The 17,361-nt window shown below is 34.2% G+C and carries 21 protein-coding genes; 4 read left to right on the top strand and 17 right to left on the bottom strand.

Annotated features, from left to right (window positions below; genetic code table 11):
• Positions 1 to 79: 79 nt before the first annotated feature.
• The 6 genes from AM499_RS06365 to AM499_RS06340 all read right to left on the bottom strand — a co-directional run bounded on the left by AM499_RS06365 (position 80) and on the right by AM499_RS06340 (position 5,179).
• The gene (locus AM499_RS06365; RefSeq protein ID WP_053589406.1) at positions 80 to 757 is read right to left on the bottom strand and encodes a GDSL-type esterase/lipase family protein; all 678 of its coding nucleotides are present in this window, start codon (positions 755 to 757) and stop codon (positions 80 to 82) included.
• Between the two features lie 282 nt (positions 758 to 1,039).
• Positions 1,040 to 2,293 (bottom strand): Y-family DNA polymerase, encoded by a 1,254-nt coding sequence (locus tag AM499_RS06360; protein ID WP_053589405.1) that lies wholly within the window; start codon positions 2,291 to 2,293, stop codon positions 1,040 to 1,042.
• Between the two features lie 248 nt (positions 2,294 to 2,541).
• A complete protein-coding gene (locus AM499_RS06355; protein ID WP_053589404.1) occupies positions 2,542 to 2,994 on the bottom strand; it encodes a VOC family protein in 453 nt (150 codons plus the stop codon).
• Positions 2,995 to 3,094: 100 nt separating this feature from the next.
• Positions 3,095 to 3,964, bottom strand: a complete 870-nt coding sequence (locus tag AM499_RS06350) for a GNAT family N-acetyltransferase (RefSeq protein WP_053589403.1) — start codon at positions 3,962 to 3,964, stop codon at positions 3,095 to 3,097.
• Between the two features lie 164 nt (positions 3,965 to 4,128).
• The gene (locus AM499_RS06345; RefSeq protein ID WP_053589402.1) at positions 4,129 to 4,434 is read right to left on the bottom strand and encodes a hypothetical protein; all 306 of its coding nucleotides are present in this window, start codon (positions 4,432 to 4,434) and stop codon (positions 4,129 to 4,131) included.
• A 154-nt stretch (positions 4,435 to 4,588) separates the two neighbouring features.
• Complete coding sequence (locus AM499_RS06340; protein ID WP_053589401.1) at positions 4,589 to 5,179, bottom strand: GNAT family N-acetyltransferase; 591 nt, start codon at positions 5,177 to 5,179, stop codon at positions 4,589 to 4,591.
• A 468-nt stretch (positions 5,180 to 5,647) separates the two neighbouring features.
• Between AM499_RS06340 and AM499_RS06335 the strand changes: the two genes are divergently transcribed.
• Both AM499_RS06335 and AM499_RS06330 read left to right on the top strand, forming a co-directional pair.
• Positions 5,648 to 6,547, top strand: coding sequence for a DMT family transporter (locus tag AM499_RS06335; protein WP_053589400.1), 900 nt, complete (start codon positions 5,648 to 5,650; stop codon positions 6,545 to 6,547).
• 33 nt (positions 6,548 to 6,580) lie between these two features.
• On the top strand, positions 6,581 to 6,910 hold the full coding sequence (locus AM499_RS06330) for a tRNA-binding protein (RefSeq protein WP_053589399.1): 330 nt from the start codon (positions 6,581 to 6,583) through the stop codon (positions 6,908 to 6,910).
• 639 nt (positions 6,911 to 7,549) lie between these two features.
• Here AM499_RS06330 and AM499_RS06325 read toward each other — a convergent pair.
• From AM499_RS06325 to AM499_RS06290, 8 genes are all read right to left on the bottom strand, one after another.
• Positions 7,550 to 8,410 (bottom strand): DUF421 domain-containing protein, encoded by an 861-nt coding sequence (locus AM499_RS06325; protein ID WP_053589398.1) that lies wholly within the window; start codon positions 8,408 to 8,410, stop codon positions 7,550 to 7,552.
• Positions 8,411 to 8,433: 23 nt separating this feature from the next.
• Complete coding sequence (locus tag AM499_RS06320) at positions 8,434 to 8,640, bottom strand: DUF1657 domain-containing protein (protein WP_053589397.1); 207 nt, start codon at positions 8,638 to 8,640, stop codon at positions 8,434 to 8,436.
• Positions 8,641 to 8,652: 12 nt separating this feature from the next.
• Positions 8,653 to 9,003, bottom strand: a complete 351-nt coding sequence (gene spoVAE / locus AM499_RS06315; protein WP_053589396.1) for a stage V sporulation protein AE — start codon at positions 9,001 to 9,003, stop codon at positions 8,653 to 8,655.
• Between the two features lie 2 nt (positions 9,004 to 9,005).
• The gene (gene spoVAD / locus AM499_RS06310) at positions 9,006 to 10,019 is read right to left on the bottom strand and encodes a stage V sporulation protein AD (protein ID WP_053589395.1); all 1,014 of its coding nucleotides are present in this window, start codon (positions 10,017 to 10,019) and stop codon (positions 9,006 to 9,008) included.
• On the bottom strand, positions 10,019 to 10,498 hold the full coding sequence (gene spoVAC / locus AM499_RS06305) for a stage V sporulation protein AC (RefSeq protein ID WP_053589394.1): 480 nt from the start codon (positions 10,496 to 10,498) through the stop codon (positions 10,019 to 10,021). The genes spoVAD and spoVAC overlap by 1 nt, the downstream gene beginning before the upstream one ends.
• 20 nt (positions 10,499 to 10,518) lie before the next feature.
• Positions 10,519 to 10,992, bottom strand: a complete 474-nt coding sequence (locus AM499_RS06300; RefSeq protein ID WP_053589393.1) for a YhcN/YlaJ family sporulation lipoprotein — start codon at positions 10,990 to 10,992, stop codon at positions 10,519 to 10,521.
• A 77-nt stretch (positions 10,993 to 11,069) separates the two neighbouring features.
• The gene (locus tag AM499_RS06295) at positions 11,070 to 11,276 is read right to left on the bottom strand and encodes a DUF1657 domain-containing protein (RefSeq protein ID WP_053589392.1); all 207 of its coding nucleotides are present in this window, start codon (positions 11,274 to 11,276) and stop codon (positions 11,070 to 11,072) included.
• A gap of 611 nt (positions 11,277 to 11,887) precedes the next feature.
• On the bottom strand, positions 11,888 to 13,012 hold the full coding sequence (locus AM499_RS06290; RefSeq protein ID WP_053589391.1) for an MGDG synthase family glycosyltransferase: 1,125 nt from the start codon (positions 13,010 to 13,012) through the stop codon (positions 11,888 to 11,890).
• A 140-nt stretch (positions 13,013 to 13,152) separates the two neighbouring features.
• Here AM499_RS06290 and AM499_RS06285 point away from each other — a divergent pair, with 140 nt between their 5' ends.
• Entirely contained in the window at positions 13,153 to 13,731 is a 579-nt protein-coding gene (locus tag AM499_RS06285) for a YkoP family protein (protein ID WP_053589390.1), read from the top strand.
• A gap of 92 nt (positions 13,732 to 13,823) precedes the next feature.
• Here AM499_RS06285 and AM499_RS06280 read toward each other — a convergent pair whose 3' ends face one another.
• On the bottom strand, positions 13,824 to 14,045 hold the full coding sequence (locus tag AM499_RS06280; RefSeq protein WP_053589389.1) for a hypothetical protein: 222 nt from the start codon (positions 14,043 to 14,045) through the stop codon (positions 13,824 to 13,826).
• A 189-nt stretch (positions 14,046 to 14,234) separates the two neighbouring features.
• Here AM499_RS06280 and AM499_RS06275 point away from each other — a divergent pair, with 189 nt between their 5' ends.
• Positions 14,235 to 15,059, top strand: a complete 825-nt coding sequence (locus AM499_RS06275) for a metallophosphoesterase (protein WP_442853783.1) — start codon at positions 14,235 to 14,237, stop codon at positions 15,057 to 15,059.
• A 299-nt stretch (positions 15,060 to 15,358) separates the two neighbouring features.
• On the opposite strand, the gene AM499_RS06270 is transcribed toward AM499_RS06275, so the two are convergent.
• The gene (locus AM499_RS06270) at positions 15,359 to 15,751 is read right to left on the bottom strand and encodes a DUF2975 domain-containing protein (protein WP_082355186.1); all 393 of its coding nucleotides are present in this window, start codon (positions 15,749 to 15,751) and stop codon (positions 15,359 to 15,361) included.
• A gap of 57 nt (positions 15,752 to 15,808) precedes the next feature.
• Positions 15,809 to 17,284, bottom strand: a complete 1,476-nt coding sequence (locus tag AM499_RS06265) for a serine hydrolase domain-containing protein (RefSeq protein WP_053589387.1) — start codon at positions 17,282 to 17,284, stop codon at positions 15,809 to 15,811.
• Positions 17,285 to 17,361 lie beyond the last annotated feature (77 nt).

The following is a 17,361-nucleotide window of genomic DNA, read 5'->3' as shown; positions in this document are numbered from 1 at the left end:
AAAATCGAACGCATGTAAACGTTCGATCATTTCGAATATCCGGCTCTAAAGCTGAATCAGATTTGGTTGAAATAATAAATTATTTTTTGATGGCATCGTATACCATATTGGCAATTGCTTTTGCTCCGTCTGCATTTGGATGGATTCCGTCTATTCTAAACCATTCTGGATGGTTCTTTGTTATATCATTAATTTCAATTACTTGTAATCCAAGCTCTTTTCCTATTTCCCGTACAGCTTCAGCTGCTTCATGGACCATATCCTTCTGAATATTAAATTCCATTGGGCCTTCTGCTTTTCCATCAACATAAAAGGGAGTTGCTGGTGTATTGAGATAGACAACGGGTTTTGATTTTAACTGAGTATAGGACTGCACAAGCTCTTTATATTGCTTTTTAAATTCCTCTTTACTCACCCAGTTTTGTACTTTTGAATCATTCGTTCCAAACATAATTACAACAATATCCGGTAAGTAATTTAAACTGTCCTGAAAAATTTTTTCATTCACATATGGCTTGTCGCCAGTGCTCATCGCAGTCCTGCCGCTGTAACCAAAGTTTTCCACACTATAACTGGTACCAAGCAGGGTTTGTAATTCGGCAGGGTACCCATATCCATAAGTAATGCTATCGCCCACACAGGCAACACGGATTGTTGAAGCACTCATTGAAGTCGCTTGAAAGCCTTCTAAGCATACGAGCATAACCAAAATAATTGACGTAATTAATAATCTTTTCCTATTTTTTTGATTTATCAAAAGTATTTTCTCCTAGTATTAAATATCTCTTTATCTATATATTTTTATTATCGGCATAGGTTGGACATATTTCATGGGATTTATCAATATAAATTTTTTAGATATGTCAGAGAAAATCTACGCAAAAAATCTAGATTAATTTAACAAAATTCGGTCTCATTATTGGTTTAACAACAGTTGCCATCACAATGTCATACCTACTCGAAAAAAACATAACGTTGTCCTTTAGGAATTACGTCATGTTTTCGTTTGGGTTCAAAAACGTTCGATTGGTTCTCGCTTCTACTTTTTATGCCCTCCAAGCAAACCAGCACGTTTCAACGCTGTTCCTGCTTCTGTATAGGATACAGCGCGTAGAATTGCAGTGGAGCCGTATTTGCTTCGCAGCAAATCCATTGTTTTTCCTAACTTTCGTTCCTTCCACTTTCCCTCTTCAAACAAACTGAGCTGCATCGAATATTCCGGCTCTAAATTGGTAATAGAAATCGCCAGCCTACGAACAGGACGATGATCATAAAACTCATCAAAAATCTGTTCGCATACTTTATATATTTTCATCGTGGCATTTGTCGGTTCTTCTATCGAGCGAGAACGATTAAATCCCCCTCCAAATGAATCCTTGCTGTATCCGACTTGAAGATGGATGGTTCTTCCTGCCATGTTCGCTTCTCTGGCGCGTCTAGCGACATCCTCACACATTTCTAAAATCACTGCCATCACTTCTTTTTTTGTACAGTAATCACGATACAATACTTGGCCTTTCCCGTAACTGATTTGTCCATTCACTAAAGGAGCGCCAAGCTCGGACAAGTCAATTCCCCACGCATGATGGTAAAGTTGGTTGCCCATGACACCAAATTTTGCTTCTAATGTAGCGAGAGAAGTTTGCGCTAACTGCCCAACTGTAAAAATCCCCATATTATTCAATGTCTTCTCTAAACGAGAACCAATGCCCCACATCTCACTTAAAGGAGTAACGGGCCATAATTTTTTTTGCACATCCTCATACGTCCACTCCGCGAAACCTGTCTTTTTTGCTTCTAAGTCTAGCGCAAGCTTTGCCATCAGCATGTTTGGTCCCATCCCAACAGCGCACGGCAATTGAAACTGACTGTACATGCCGTCTTGGATTCGCTTAATTGTTTTTTCGATTGGACCCCAAAGCTTTTCGGTACCGCCTAAATCAGCAAAACACTCATCGATACTATACACATGAATTGCTTCATTCGGAACATACTGATTTAAATAGCGAACGATTTCAACGGAAACTCGAACAAAAAATTCCATCTTCGGCTCAATTAAATGAATAGACGGATGATCTGGAACTTCAAATAGCCGTGTTCCTGTTTTCACACCAAATTTTTTCTTCATCATAGGAGATGCTGCGAGTACAATACTTCCCTTATGCTCCATATTACCAATCACCGCAATGGGTGTATTCATCACATCCAGCCCCGCATCGGCCGCCGCACAGCTCGCAAAGAAACTCCGCATATCAATACATATTATTTTCCGACTTTCTAACCCTTCATACATATTATTTACTCCTCTCATAAGGAACATCTGTTCTCATATTATATGCCGAACGAACGTTCTTATTCAATGGTAAATAATAGGTTTTACTTTATATCCACCTTTACATCCTCTTCAATCCAAGATGGATAAAATTTAGTTCTCATTTAACTTATCCAAAACCTTGTAATCAAGTTAAATTAATTTAGTAGTTCTTATTGAACGAAAGCATCCGTTAGTTGTTAGTTGAAGAAAGTTTTCTGCTGTGACTCCTATCGTTTCAGCCATTCTTCAAATGTCATCATCTTAAAATCTTCTTGAAAATCTAATCTAATTGGAGTGATGAACTCAATTGAATTACCATCTGGATCATCAAAATAAATCGCAGCATGTGCATGAGGATTATTAGGTAATACAAGTGGTTGACGATGTTCATCAAAGCCAAATGAAGAACGAATACCTATTCCTTTTTCACTCAACCATTTCTTAGCGAAGATGATATCCTCTTTCTCTACTCGAAACGCGATATGACGTATCGAAGGATGATAAGGTATCTTAACTTTATCGCTTTCCCATAAACCAAGCCAACTTTCACCTTTTGCAATCCAGAAAAAAGCTAGTTTATCTTGTTTATAGGCTATATCTAATCCTAAATTTTGATAAAATAAAATTGAATTTTCTAAGTTACTTACTGGTAAGTGTGCTTCATATAAACCTTTTATCAAAGTAACACCTCTTTTAAAATACTATATTGATCTTCTTCAACTAAGCAGCACGATGATTTTCTGCTAAAGCACCTGTTTGTTGAATAAGGTATTTCTGTCCTTACCCAAAGATTTGGGCAGCAATAGCAAATAACTCCTTATTCCTGTATGGCATATTAACAGAGTTTTTTATCATAATGGGCGGTTCACTAACTTTTATAAATCCACTTTTCTGCAAGAAAAACATTAACTCCTTATTACTGGAAGGTACATCAATCCTTAACTTTCCTTGATGATTAAGAGCTAACTCATCGACTATTAAAGCTGCGGTTTGGGGATTCGGTGCTACAATAGGTCCCAATATTAGATTTATTGGTCCTAATATAGACAATCCATATCCAATAATTTTCCCCTTTTGATTTCTAACGACCAAACATAGCTTTGATTGTTCTATCCGGTTAAGAAGAAATTTTCTTCTCTTATCACCAAACGCAGCCGAATCTAATTCAACAATTTCATTAAAATCATTCTCACTGTATTTCCCTAAGGTTATTTCTTGATTAATAGACATTTTAGTCTGAATATAACTATCACTTAAATACTTATGTACATAGTCAACAGTAATAAAACCCAAGTTTTCATATAGGGGTTTCCCATCTTCAGTTGAAATTAACATTATAGAGGTATCTTTAGAGACACTGTCTATACATTTCTGAGTAGCTTTTTTTCCTAAGCCTAAACCTCTATATTCTTTATTAACGATAACCATACCAATGGAAGCTAAATCAGTATCATAAGATATTATTGCGGCACTCGAGACAATTTTCCCCTCAGCATTTTTATGTCCGAATATTTTCCCAGATGACATAACAGTACTAATTTCATGTTCATCATAATCCCAGTTAACTGATGCAGAAAGTTCTATTAACCCTAATACGTCATATTCATCAAATTGCACTAATTCTAATACTGATTTGTTGTCTGTATGCATTAGAACACCCCCTATTTTGTTTCTCATAAAATACTTAAATATTGTCCTTCTTGAACTAACCTGCCCTGTTAGTTCAAGAAGAAAAAAGAGCCGTCTTAGCAGCTCAATGTTCTTTAACTAAAGCCACCCGTTACTTTAAATACATTTCTTCACAATAGCACCTTTTATTTGCCTACAAAATAAACAGTAAAAATTAACCCATTTATTACTAAAGCTGATAAAGGAATTATGGCAAAAAATACGGAGATAACTAATTCTCTTTTGATTCTATTTGAATTAGCTTTAACAATACTAAATAACGAAGATAGAATTAAAATGAATATAGTAATAGTGCCAATTAACAATATGCTTCGATTCATTTCACCAGTTATCCTCGCAATATCTTCCACGAAAAAAACTGCTATTAACCCTACAATCCCCAATATAAATGAAGCTATAAACCATTTCGTGAATTTATCTATTTTGCACACCTCCTAATCCGTCCTTTTCTTAACCTATGGCAACTTGGATTTCATGTTTCATTAATTACAATTACCCAACAAACCCCTCATCACTTTCAACAATTATTGTTGTAAAGTGCATCTTACCTTATTGAAGAAACTTGCCCCGTTAGTTGAAGAAGTACTATATATTATTGAGATATTTTTCATAGCAAACACATTCATAAATTCGTTGATTGGTTGTTTTAAATTGCTCAATCTCTTCTCCTACGTAATGAGCGAATGTATTGACTAAGTAGAGTTTAGGTATGGTATTTTGAATCCGATTTTTCATTTCATTTCCTTCAAAGTAAATATGGTAGTATGAATCGACTTTATTAAACAACATTTTTTCATACCAATTCTGTACCCAAAAGTCATCTCGAGTCCACGCTTCAAATCGATTTAAACTCAAATCGATTGCTCGCTTTTCCGCTTCTTGAAGTAATTGCTCGCCAATTCCTTGTCGATAATAATCTGGATGAACAGCAATATGCCAGATCATACCTCCTAAACCTTCTCCCCTAGAACAAACTGTCTTTTCTTCCTTTTCATATTCAACATCGATGAGTCCAACAATTTGTCCGTTTAATTCTGCAACTAGTTCGATTGCCGGATTTTCATAGATTTCCTTTTTATTTAAAACATTATCAAAGTAGGCTGTATTTAGAAATGACAGCGTTCTACATCGAACCCATCCTGTTTCATCACTATCGTTATATTCACGAATAAACAAATAATATTTTCTCCCCTCAAATCTAAAATTTAAGATTCTGTTATTTGAAGTTAAAACCATAATCCCATTCTTATATCGTTTCTGTTTCGATATAACCACTTAAATTATTCGACTGAGAAAATCAAAATCCTCTATTTGAACTTTGTTCTTATTATCTTAAGCAACCGACAATCTTTAACTAAACCAACCGTTAGCTCCATCATAATATTGGCATTGCACTTCGTTAGGCAAAATAGATTTTCTAATATTATTAATTTTCAACCTCCTATTATATTTTAATTAGGATAGTTATTTGCTAAAATAAATGCGTTACTTAATATTAAAAAGGAGTGAATAATCTTGTTTTTAGCACCTTTATTCGAAAACGATGTACCAGTAGTACTCTCCCGCTTCTAATGGAGAGAAAATTATAATACTACTTCTCTCCGTTAGGGCATATCTAGCCTAAAATAAAACGGAGGGTATAAAATGAAAAATACACTTATTGGTTCTTTATATTTAATATTAGCTTCGAGTATCTGGGGAGGTATGTATGTTGTCGTTAAAATATTAGTGGCAGTCATACCACCATTAGAACTTGTATGGATGCGTTATTTAATAGCGCTAGTGGCACTAGTCATAATTGGACTCGTGACTAGACAAAATTGGAGAGTTAAAAGACGTCACTTTGGCATTATAATTGCTATTTCAATAATAGGGTACGTCATTTCCATTGTTACTCAAGAAACAGGTACAATGCTTTCTACTGCACAAATGGGTGCTATAATAACTTCTACAACACCAGCATTTATGGTTTTGTTTGCTAGTTTAATCCTTAAAGAACGTTTAACTTTAAAGAAGGCTATTTCAGTTTGTTTAGCCACTATTGGTGTGATTACCATTGTTGGAATGGATGATATTAATATGTCTAGCATGCTTGGTGGAGTATCACTTATTATAGCAGCATTAACATGGGCGTTAATGTCTGTACTCATAAAACGTCTACCTAGTGATTATTCACAAATTGTCGTTACGACCTATGCTACCTTAATTGCTTTTGTTGTTTTAACTCCTTTTGTAATAACAAAATTACCACAAATTGATCTAAACGATTTAACTAATCCAACCATTTTGGGAGGATTAATTTATTTGGGTGTAATATCGACATCTATTGCATTTCTATTATGGAATCGTGGATTACAAATGCTAAATGCCTCCAGTGGTGGAGTTTTCTTTTTCGTTCAACCCGTTGTTGGAACAATATTAGGATGGTTAATACTAGGTGAAACGATTAGTATAACCTTTTGGATAGGCTCTGTTTTAATTCTCTTAGGGGTCTTAATAGTTATTAAAGATAGACATGAAGAACAAAACTCCTTATCTCAATAAATAAGGCGAAAACAAATTATAGGAGGCATTACTATGGCAACTTTCGACGATTTTCAAAAGCTAGATATGCGTGTTGGAGAAATTACCAAAGCAGAAGCATTCCCTAAAGCAAGAAAACCAGCATATAAACTGTGGGTTGACTTTGGAGAAGAGATAGGGATTAAACAAAGTAGTGCTCAAATAACAGATTGTTATGATTTGGATGAACTAATTGGTAAACAAGTATTAGGAGTAGTTAACTTTCCTCCTATGAAAGTTGCTGGTTTTAGTTCTGAGGTTTTAGTGATGGGAGTATATGCAGAACAGGGTGTTGTTCTTATAGAACCACAACAAAAAGTAAAGAAAGGAGACCGATTAGGATAAGGTCTGTTATGAGCATAGCTTAAAAATTTCACCTATAATTAAAGTCAAAAAACACAAGTGGTATCCTATTTCCACTTGTGTTTTTTATTTTACAAGTCAATGTTTCACTAAACTGCTTAGTGAGATCAATAAGAAAAAGCTCCCCTTACAGGCAGCCACTTGTTCAACTAAAGCCCCCCTAGGTTACTTTCCCTTAGACAGCCTTTGTTTGATAAAACCTCAATAGTATCGTTTCTAGCATGTTTGTCTAAACTGATAAAGCCAACACCAAGATTTATTGGGAAAGCCTAAATTTGTTTGATTATTTTTTGGTACTACAATACTTTATGGCTAGGTTGGTTAAGCTAAATTAAGAAGGATTGGTAATCATATGTTTAATCTTTATCCAACTACATTAGAAAATTTAGCAGTCTTAGTAACCTGTCTCATTTGCATTCTAATTTTTTATATCATTATCAGACCAAAATTTAAGTATAGTAACTTCATTCTAATTATATTAATCGCATTTACTTCCGTATTGGCCATAATAATTTATCTAAACTTATAGAAGTTCACTATTTTGTTCGAAATTTATCGCTTGTTTGGGTTCATCTCCTTCATAAGAACTTGCTAAATAAGGTCAACCCTAATATGGTAGATTTAACTCTTTAAGATATGGGTAACTTTATCAATAGCATTTTGTAGTAATTCACTGTTTTTTACATATAACTTCTTGGCATCCTTATTTTCTGTTGAAAGCGCAAATAATTCTAAGTCCGCTTGGCATTTTTTCATTGTGGCAAGGATTAATGGCCTTTCTTGAGGAGATGGAACTTGTAGCTTATCATCAAAGACATCTACCGTTAATTCCCCATAGGAGTTTACTTGCCCTACAAAAACATTTTCAATAGTGACCTCAAGTTTTTCAAGTTCGGTCTTTAACCATCCCCGATTATACCCAATGGTAGAAAGGGGTTCATCCAGAATCTTGCCATCCATAATAACAGTCTGTGGCTCCTTAATTGAAGCTACTTTAATGTTTAAATCCTTTGCTGTTAAAGGTTGATTTTCTTTCTTCAACAGGACAGATAGCTCTCCAGTTGCCTCTAATACTGCATATTCCACATCAGAAACTTGAAAGACATCCTTCTTTCGAAGTAATTCTAACATTTCATCCACTGTGTATCTTTCCTTTTTTAAATTTTCTTCCATAATCTTGCCATCTTTGATGAATATAGTCCCTTTGCCTTCAGTAAAATCGCGAAACTTTTTGCTTTTCAAAGAAACGATACCACCTAAAAACGGTAAAATAGAAACGATTACAATCGCTACGAAGCCTAAAAACATGTTTTGTTCTAATCCCATAATAACTTCTGCTGCTATGCTTCCTATGGTTATTCCAGTAACATATTCAAAAAATGAAAGTTGGGAAATTTGTTTTTTACCTAGCATCTTCGTAACGAAAAACAGAAAAATCACAAACGTTAACGATCGAACTATGACATCAAGCCATTCAGGCATAATATAAAAGACCTCCTTTATTTTTAAAATCCTTTATATTGAAATTCTTCACTTTCCAATTCTCCAACTCTTTTTTTTAAATCCTCAACTACCTCGGACACTGTCATCATGGTTTGATGTATGGTTTGTTTGGATTCATAATCTTGTGTCCGTTCCGCTAAATTGGAAAGACTAGCTTCTACTCCTTTAAGACTGGCGAGGCATTTTTTTACATCTGAAACAACGGTCATCTTTCATTCTCCTTATCCCTTTGGTTTAAAAATAAGCGCACCCAACATACCGAAAATAATCGCAGATGAAATTCCTGAACTCGTCACTTCAAACATCCCTGTAAGTACACCAACTAAACCGTGTTTTTCAGCTTCTTGCATAGCACCGTGTACCAGAGAATTACCGAAGCTTGTAATAGGCACCGAAGCTCCTGCGCCAGCAAAATCAATCAACGGTTCATATAAACCTACCCCATCTAAAATAGCACCAATCACTACAAGGGTACTTAACGTATGTGCCGGAGTAAGTTTGAACACATCAAACATAATTTGTCCAATTACACAAATAAAGCCACCAACAACAAAAGCCCAAAAAAAGATCATATCTATTCTTCACCCCCGTATTCGATCGAAACCGCATGTGCGATACAAGGAATCGTTTCATTTTGCTGAAAGGACAGGGGAGATAACAAAGCACCTGTAGCTACTACTAACATTCTTTTAAATTCACCTTTTCTCATTCTATTTAATAAATGGCCATAAACGACTGTCGCTGAGCAACCTGCACCACTTGCTCCCGCCAAAATTGGTTGTCCTTCTCGATAAATCATAAGACCACAATCTTGGTATTGTTTTTCTACAATGGGGATGCCATGCTTTTTGAATAAATCAAAGGATGCTTCCTGGCCTATTCTACCGAGGTCACCTGTTACAATTAAATCGTAATAAGAAGGATCAATGTTTCGTTCCTTTAAATGCGCCTCAATTGTATCTACCGCAGCTGGAGCCATAGCCCCTCCCATATTAAAAGGATCAGTCAACCCCATATCAATTACACGGCCTATCGTAGCAGAAGTGACACGGGGTCCTTCTCCGGAAGAACTTAATAAAGCCGCCCCAGCACCTGTTACCGTCCATTGTGAAGTAGGTGGTTTTTGTCCACCATATTCAGTTGGGTATCGAAACTGTTTTTCAACGGCAGTGTTATGGCTTGAAGCCCCTGTTAATAAATATTTAGCACCATTTGTGTTAATAATATAAGCACCTAGTGCTAAGCCTTCCATAGATGTCGAACAAGCACCAAACAAACCAAAATAAGGTGCTCCAATAGTTCGACTTGCAAAACTCGTTGGGGTAATTTGATTAATCAGATCACCAGCGAGAAGAAATTGTACCTGTTCCTTTTGGATTCCTCCTTTTTCTAGTGCTTTTTGACAAGCTTCTTCAAAAAGAATTTTATGTGCTTTTTCATATGAATCTTGAGCCAGCCATAAATCCGAATGCAGAAGGTCAAAATCGTCTGCTATAGCTCCATCTGCCTCAAATGGTCCACCAACTGTTCCAGTGGAAATAATGACAGGTTTATGATCAAAGATCCATGTACGATGACCCGCTAACATTACAAACCACCCCACTGTATTAACATTGTTTTAATCAAAGCAATAACAAATGCAGAAAATACGCCAAATACAATTACGGAACCAGCAAGTTTAAACATATTGCCCCCTACACCTAACACAAATCCCTCTGTTCGATGTTCAATTGCAGCAGAAATAATCGCGTTACCAAATCCGGTAACTGGAACAGCTGAACCAGCTCCACCGAATTGGGCGATTCTATCATAAACTCCAAATCCAGTTAGAAGCATGGCAATAAATATTAATGTTCCAACTGTTGGATTTGCTGCGGTTTGATCTGTAAAATCAAAGAAATATATATAGAATGTTTGAATAAGCTGCCCGATAAGGCAAATAAATCCACCAGTAAAAAATGCCTTTATACAATTTCGAATTACAGGTCTTTTTATTTCGTGTTGCTTTTGAAGATCTTGATATTCCTGTTGTACTGGTGTCAATTGTTTCTTTTTATTATTCGACATGGGAGCAAGCCCCTCTTCCTCTACGATTGTTCCTTCATGAGACTTTTGATTTTTTTTATATCTTTTTCTAGCTTTTTCATACTCAAGTTATTCTTTAGAAGTTTCTGTTCCAATTTATCAAGTTCAAAATACATTTTTTGATCGGAAGAAACCAAGACTTTATAATCTGGATGCATTTTTTCCAGATCTGATTTTAACTTCTTCTCAATCTTTTTTAATTGGAAACGATCAAATTGTTTCACTTTTATGGCCACTAATAACTCTTTATCAGAATTCACAGCTTTTACATCTGATATTTCCTCTTCTGTGCTGATATTTTCTTTTACTTGATTAGCGACCGATTGACTGATTGGATTACTTACTTTCTCGAGTGAATCATTAAAATCCTCATTAGTATCAGCAAATTGTTTCTGATTTCCGTTACAACCAGAGCATAATCCAATAACCATTAATATTAAAATAGCAACTTTCAATTTTGTTGTTTTGGAAATCATGATTTCACCTCTATATTTTATGCATTATTTTCGAGACAAAAAGTTGAGGTAACCAACCTTTTGTCTCTCAATATTAATTATTCCTGTTTGTATTGAGGTTCTTCTTGTAGTATTTGTTGAAGTCGAGGTTCAATACTATCTACAATAGATTGGGTTTGTGTAGCAGCATCTTGGTAAAGCGACTTCGCTTGTTGATTTTCTGTACTTAGAGCAAATGTTTCAAAGCTTGCCTGAGCACTTTTCAATTCTGCTATAACTGTCTTAATGTCATTTACTACTGTCATGATTAACACCTCCTTTTGTCTTTTGAATTCTAAATTCTATTAAAATAAAATGTATTCATTTCCAATTATTAATTGTCAATTGGAACAATCGCTATTTTACCCCTTTAATTAGCAGTTTATACTTCTAGTTAATAAACCTTCTAAATCCTTAAAAGTTCAATTAATCAGCACTTATTACTTGTAATTCACTTGTTGTCTGTTGAATCATTGTTGTCTTAAACCTCATTTATTCATTCTTTAGGGGATCTTTACGATAAATAAAAAAATCTATTTTGAAAATTTCAAAATAGATTCCTGCCTTATAGTTCTTATATCATAGAATTTAAGAGTACATAGTGAAATTTTTCTTTCTTCCATAATCCATATTTTTTCGTTATTACTAGAGAGAATTTCACTAACTTTTCTTTTCTATTCTTTACTCACGAAAAAGCAATAAAATATTTATTTTAAAAATTGTTGATTTCGATTAAGTTTGAAAAAAAGTATCGGATTATTCCTGTATCCGTTGGTCGAATAAGAATCAGTCAACAACTTTAATTGACCAGCCTCTTCTCTATTTCAGGATAAGGATGGTGACTTTCCTCATCCCATGATATTTAGCGATAACCATGTTATTTACCTATGTTGTTCTCAGCTAATAGCTTTTCAATGAAGAGAGAAACTTTCTCTTTTGATAAATGTTGATGATAAGTATTTAATTGTTGATTCAGCAATTTCTGAAGCTTGTCGCAATGTAATACCTTTAGTATTTTTTCCTCAAAATTAGGGGTTTCTCGCCAACACTCCAAGTGATACACAAGACCCCACTTTTTTAAATTTTGTAAATTAATTTCTTCCTGACCAGGCAACTCATGATAAATAAAGATAGGAATTCTTTTAAATAGACATTCGCTTATCGTCACGCCTCCCGGCTTCGTAATGATTGCGTCAACCTTATCGTACAATTTGTTCATTTCTTCTTTCGATGAAATATAAGGTACAGCATTAATGAACGGATTATTCAATTGTTTAATCCAATTAAACAACTTATTATTTTCCCCACAAAGCACCGTATAATTAATTTTCCCTGAAGGTTGGAGCGTTTCAACAAATGTTTTTATTAAACCTATACCAAGATTACCTCCAGATATTAAAATCGAAAATTTGTCTTTTTGATGATGTACCTTAGCCTGCGCCTTATATCGTGGGTGAATCGGAATCCCTGTAACAAGAACCTGATCAGACTTGACTCCGCGCTCAATTAAAACTTCTTTTATTTCTTTGGTGGGTACAAAATGGTAGTCTATACATTCCAATCCCCAAATTTGATTTATGAAATAATCGGTATAGACATTAATAACTGGAACAGATATACTCCCTTTTTGTTTTAAATGGTTTAACAAATAAGAAGGTAATGCATGTGTACAAATGATAAGTTGCGGACTTTTTTCTTTAATCAATTTTTCCATCCAATAGAGGAACAACCATTCATAAAAATAAAAACGTTTTGCCTCATTTTTATATTTATATGCAGATTTCTTATATAACCAGCTGTATAAGTTGGGAAAGAGATAAATCCATTTTAAATAAAATTTTGATATGAATCCTTCAACATTTCCGTAACTGTACGACAATATGTCGATTTTTTCACATTCAAACAAGTCATTAGTCTCCTGAAGTGAATCTATTATTCCATTTGCTACTTGGTGATGACCAGATGACATTTGCAAGAAGGGCATAAATAATATCCGTTTCATACATGCATCCACCTGTCTTTTTGTATAGTATGTTCCCCATTCACTAATATATCCAGCTATTTTTTATTAATATTAGAGTGAGAAATGGTTAATCTAAACAGGATAGTAACTTCTAAATGCAAGGAGGAATGTAAACAATAATGAAAAATTTCATAATACAAATATGGGGAATGTTTGACCAGGTTTACTTATTTTGTACTCGTTTAAAATGTCTTGAAAAAATTAGCACGAATTATAATATTTTCCGTGTTCGGTTAACGCGTTATAAAGGACGTGAAGTAGTTCTTTCTGACGGAACTTCAATCAAAAAAAATGACCTTCTTATCAAGATCCATCTCCATAACGTCCGTATATTAGAAGAAATGAAAAACAAGGACGAAAATTTTAAAAAATCCCTTTATCTTTATAAGAAAGTTCAGGAATCTTTACCTGATCTTGCATTATATATTATCCATCATAAAAATAATCAACAAATAAAAGGAATCATTGGTATTACAATGATTAATAAAGGGTTTAGGCGTTTAGGGTTTGAATCTGTTTCATTTTCTAGTCTTTCGTATTTATGGTATAAACGGATTGCTCTTTACCCAATCCACTACCTTTCAAATTCTAAACACTCTTCTAAAAGTAACAAGACCCCTTATCCTCATTACTTGTTTATGTCAAAAGATATGATATATAAAAAATATGGTAAAACATCTAAGGTTATTGCTTCTTGAAGAATAAAAGCCTATAGGCCTGCCTAATATTATAGGCATAGCTTATAGGCAATTTATAAAAAAAGAGAATTTCTATATCTTTTTACAACAAATTAGAAGCCTTGCTGCTTTGGTAGTTTATCGGTTAAAGGGTTATTTGCCATCCCTTGTAATGGCTGCGTCGCTTGTTGCAATGGTTTAGTCATTTGCTGTAGGTTCTGTAAATTTAATTTGTTCGGCATATTTTGAGTAAATTGTTTAAAGGTACCATTTCGCATCCCTCGAACTACACCAAAAATAGCAACCCCGATTGCACCCCAAGTAAGAAACCTCATTACAATCTTCCTCCTTTCTTTTAAATATATTTTTGAACCCACTTAGTATCGGTAATCAATTTGCTATTATGCTTAGTATTATTATCCTTCATTTTGTTTCATCATAAACATAACTGGTTGTGTATCCATAAATTAAAGCTAACAATCTTCTCACTTCTCCTATATTATTTTCCTAGAGGGGGAATTTACTTGTTAATTTTGTTTTCGTTTTTCATTGTAACTATCCTGTCTTTTTTATTTTATAAAGGATATAAAAATACCAAGCTAGTATTATTTAATAATGTGTTTATTAATTCCAATGTGAATACACAGGTAGACAGGAATCCATTTCGTGTATTACATATTTCAGATATGCATCTTGAAAACATTTCCATTTCACCTTCGCAACTTTATTCTATTCTAGAAGATCAGTCAATTGATCTGATTGCTTTAACGGGAGATTTTTTAGATCGTAAACGTACTATCCCTAAACTATTACCATATTTAAAAGTTTTAAATGATTTGAATCCAAAACACGGAACTTATGCAGTGTTTGGAAATCACGATTATGTTTTAAGACATCCAGATTTCATTAAATTAAAGCAAGTTTTAGATCAGAATGGATGTAAAACGTTGATAAATGAAAATGATGTGCTATGGAATAATGGGAGGAAAATTAACATTATTGGAATAGATGATTTCTCTACAAATAGGAGTAACGTGGATAAATCATACGAAGGACTGACGGATGGATACAATCTTGTATTAACTCATGATCCGAACATAGTACTTAGCATGGAAGATGTTCCTTATGATTATTTACTATCTGGTCATTTTCATGGGGGGCAAATTCATTGGCCGAAACCGTATCATCTTATAAAAATGGGGAAACTAGTTCGCTTAAATATGATAAAAGGATTGCATAGTCATCAGGGAAAATCATTTTATATTAGCGAAGGATTAGGACAAACTGGCGTTAATATACGTTTTGGAAGTCGCCCGGAAATTTCTCTACATCATTTAACACTAATATAGCTTTGAAATAAATTTTGAGATAACGATATTAACCTTGATATACAAACAAATGCTTCTGTCATAATAGCAAGAACTATATTCTTGAAATTTCAATCATAATTAAAAAGGACCAAATTTGCACTTACCCCTGTGTCAAGTAGACAGTTCTAAAGAGACTATGAGCCATCGAGATTCGATATTCTATCGGAGCTCGGTGGCTCAGTCGTTATTGGAAGCGTTTATAGTTATAGTAGTAAATATTATTCTCAACAGTTTGAATCAATTCTTTTTCTGTTTTAAAATCAGTTAGATAATCCACCTCAGACTATTAAGTCATTCACTGATTTTATGTCGATTGCTTCTTGTAAAAGTTTTTGAAGAGCAGTAGCAAAGATCCCAATCACCATTGAAGCAAAAGTGAGCATTAATCCCAAGCTTATAATACCTGTTATGTCTTCACCTTCACTTGAAACTAATATAACTCCAAATATAATTCCTACTACTATCAATGTACTGACGGTGATTGCACAGTATTTTATATACTTCAAAGCTCTAACAGATAATTCCGAGAAGACTTTATTCTGGTCAATGTAGCGTAAAAGTATTAAAGCCTGATACAAGGCAACGAAAAATGGTGTTACGGTTATATACGCACCTATCAAAAAGGGATATTGCAAGTAGGCAGTCTCTGGATGTGCCGCTGCATCTTTAATGTATTAGAAGGGATACCCGTTATAGTAGTACCCCCTGTATTCACGAATTTAGAGAGCTTATGCATCCAAAGTATTTTTCTTTAATGTTAGTGTTACTTTACCTAATTTAACGACTCCCACAATTAAAAGGAGCAAAGGTATTAAAAATAACAGGTGCCCTATTCCAGGAGCAAATAAAGTCACCGTAGACAATGGGCCAAATAATTTAGGGAATCCAATTAAAATAATCAACGGCAGCAGCCAGTTAAATACTAATATAATCAACCCATATAGAATCTTACGGAATGTCGGTACTTTTCGATTTCTAGATTTAAAGATTCTGTAAGCTGACCAAACAATTAAAGCGATGAATGCAAGTAAAATCAAATCAATAATTATATATTTCATAAATGGATTACTATCAGAAATAGAAAGATCTTCATTATGTACCAGCTTGTTTATTCCACTTACGATGGAATCATATTCATTAAGATTAAAATAATCCATGGAATTGATTTGTAGGCTGATGCCATACTCACCATCTAACAGAACTTTTGAGTATGTGTTTTCTGTCCAACCATTATGGGAGATTCCTTCTTTATTCACTTCCCAGCCCATCGCATAGTAGGTTTCATTTCCTATGAAAGATGATGGATGATGCAATGTGTTCATGGCATTCGATGATAAAATACTCTTTCCTTTAAATTCTCCCTGATTCAGTTGTGCGATCATATAATTTGCCATATCTTCCGCACTGGAAATAATGTAACCAGAAGGAACATTGCCCTCATGGTTTAATTGCTCTGTCGTCACTTTTATGCCGAATATTGTTTGATATCCGTTCGCGATTGTATTGTTTATATCATCTTTAGGATCAGTGAAGCTATTGCTCATTTCAAGTGGTTTGAATATATATTTATTTATGTAGTCCTTATACGATGTATTCGTCACTTCCTCGACGACTAAACCTAAAATGCTATAATTCAAATTCGAATATTGATATTGCTCCCCAACAGGGTATGTCAATTCTATATTTACCAGGCTTTGTATATGTTCTTTTAATGTTTGATCTCCTTGTGAAATAGCAACTTGACCATCATATGTAGAAAAACCGCTTGTTTGATTCAATAAGTGTTGAATGGTGATTTTTTTAGATTCCTCTTTATCTGCAATTTGAAACCAAGGTATATAAGATTGCACGGGATCTTCTAATCTAATTTTTCCTTGTTCTACTAACTGCATAATGGCAAGCGCTGTAAAGGATTTAGTAACTGACCCAATAACAATTGGCGTTTGCGGTGTTATATTTGTTCCATTTGCAAAACCATACCCTTGTAAGTATTCAACTTGATCTCCCTTTACGATAGCCAAAGAAGCACCAGGAAGGTCCAGTCTCTCGATTTCATTGGTCATAAATTCATCGATCTCAGAAATATCTAGATTACCATTTGTAGACTCATCTTCGTTTGCAAATACAACTCCGCTAATGTTTGTCATTAGCAATAATATGGTGATTACTAACATTTTAACGATTACAAATTGTTTTTTTGGCATAATTTAAAAATTCCTTTTATATGTAGTTTTTTATAAGACCTTGTCTCTCTCCCCCGTTAGTAATCGATGAAGCGCAA

It is taken from the genome of Bacillus sp. FJAT-22090, assembly GCF_001278755.1.
In the GTDB taxonomy this organism is placed as follows: domain Bacteria; phylum Bacillota; class Bacilli; order Bacillales_A; family Planococcaceae; genus Psychrobacillus.
This window is presented reverse-complemented; position numbering and strand designations above follow the sequence as displayed.

Coding starts and splice junctions, on each gene's coding strand:
- AM499_RS06360 (WP_053589405.1), bottom strand. CDS start 2,293: ATGTATGAAGGGTTAGAAAGTCGGAAAATAATATGTATTGATATGCGG.
- AM499_RS06350 (WP_053589403.1), bottom strand. CDS start 3,964: ATGCATACAGACAACAAATCAGTATTAGAATTAGTGCAATTTGATGAA.
- AM499_RS06335 (WP_053589400.1), top strand. CDS start 5,648: ATGAAAAATACACTTATTGGTTCTTTATATTTAATATTAGCTTCGAGT.
- AM499_RS06330 (WP_053589399.1), top strand. CDS start 6,581: ATGGCAACTTTCGACGATTTTCAAAAGCTAGATATGCGTGTTGGAGAA.
- AM499_RS06325 (WP_053589398.1), bottom strand. CDS start 8,410: ATGCCTGAATGGCTTGATGTCATAGTTCGATCGTTAACGTTTGTGATT.
- AM499_RS06320 (WP_053589397.1), bottom strand. CDS start 8,640: ATGACCGTTGTTTCAGATGTAAAAAAATGCCTCGCCAGTCTTAAAGGA.
- spoVAE (WP_053589396.1), bottom strand. CDS start 9,003: ATGATCTTTTTTTGGGCTTTTGTTGTTGGTGGCTTTATTTGTGTAATT.
- spoVAD (WP_053589395.1), bottom strand. CDS start 10,019: ATGTTAGCGGGTCATCGTACATGGATCTTTGATCATAAACCTGTCATT.
- spoVAC (WP_053589394.1), bottom strand. CDS start 10,498: ATGTCGAATAATAAAAAGAAACAATTGACACCAGTACAACAGGAATAT.
- AM499_RS06300 (WP_053589393.1), bottom strand. CDS start 10,992: ATGATTTCCAAAACAACAAAATTGAAAGTTGCTATTTTAATATTAATG.
- AM499_RS06295 (WP_053589392.1), bottom strand. CDS start 11,276: ATGACAGTAGTAAATGACATTAAGACAGTTATAGCAGAATTGAAAAGT.
- AM499_RS06290 (WP_053589391.1), bottom strand. CDS start 13,012: ATGAAACGGATATTATTTATGCCCTTCTTGCAAATGTCATCTGGTCAT.
- AM499_RS06285 (WP_053589390.1), top strand. CDS start 13,153: ATGAAAAATTTCATAATACAAATATGGGGAATGTTTGACCAGGTTTAC.
- AM499_RS06280 (WP_053589389.1), bottom strand. CDS start 14,045: ATGAGGTTTCTTACTTGGGGTGCAATCGGGGTTGCTATTTTTGGTGTA.
- AM499_RS06265 (WP_053589387.1), bottom strand. CDS start 17,284: ATGCCAAAAAAACAATTTGTAATCGTTAAAATGTTAGTAATCACCATA.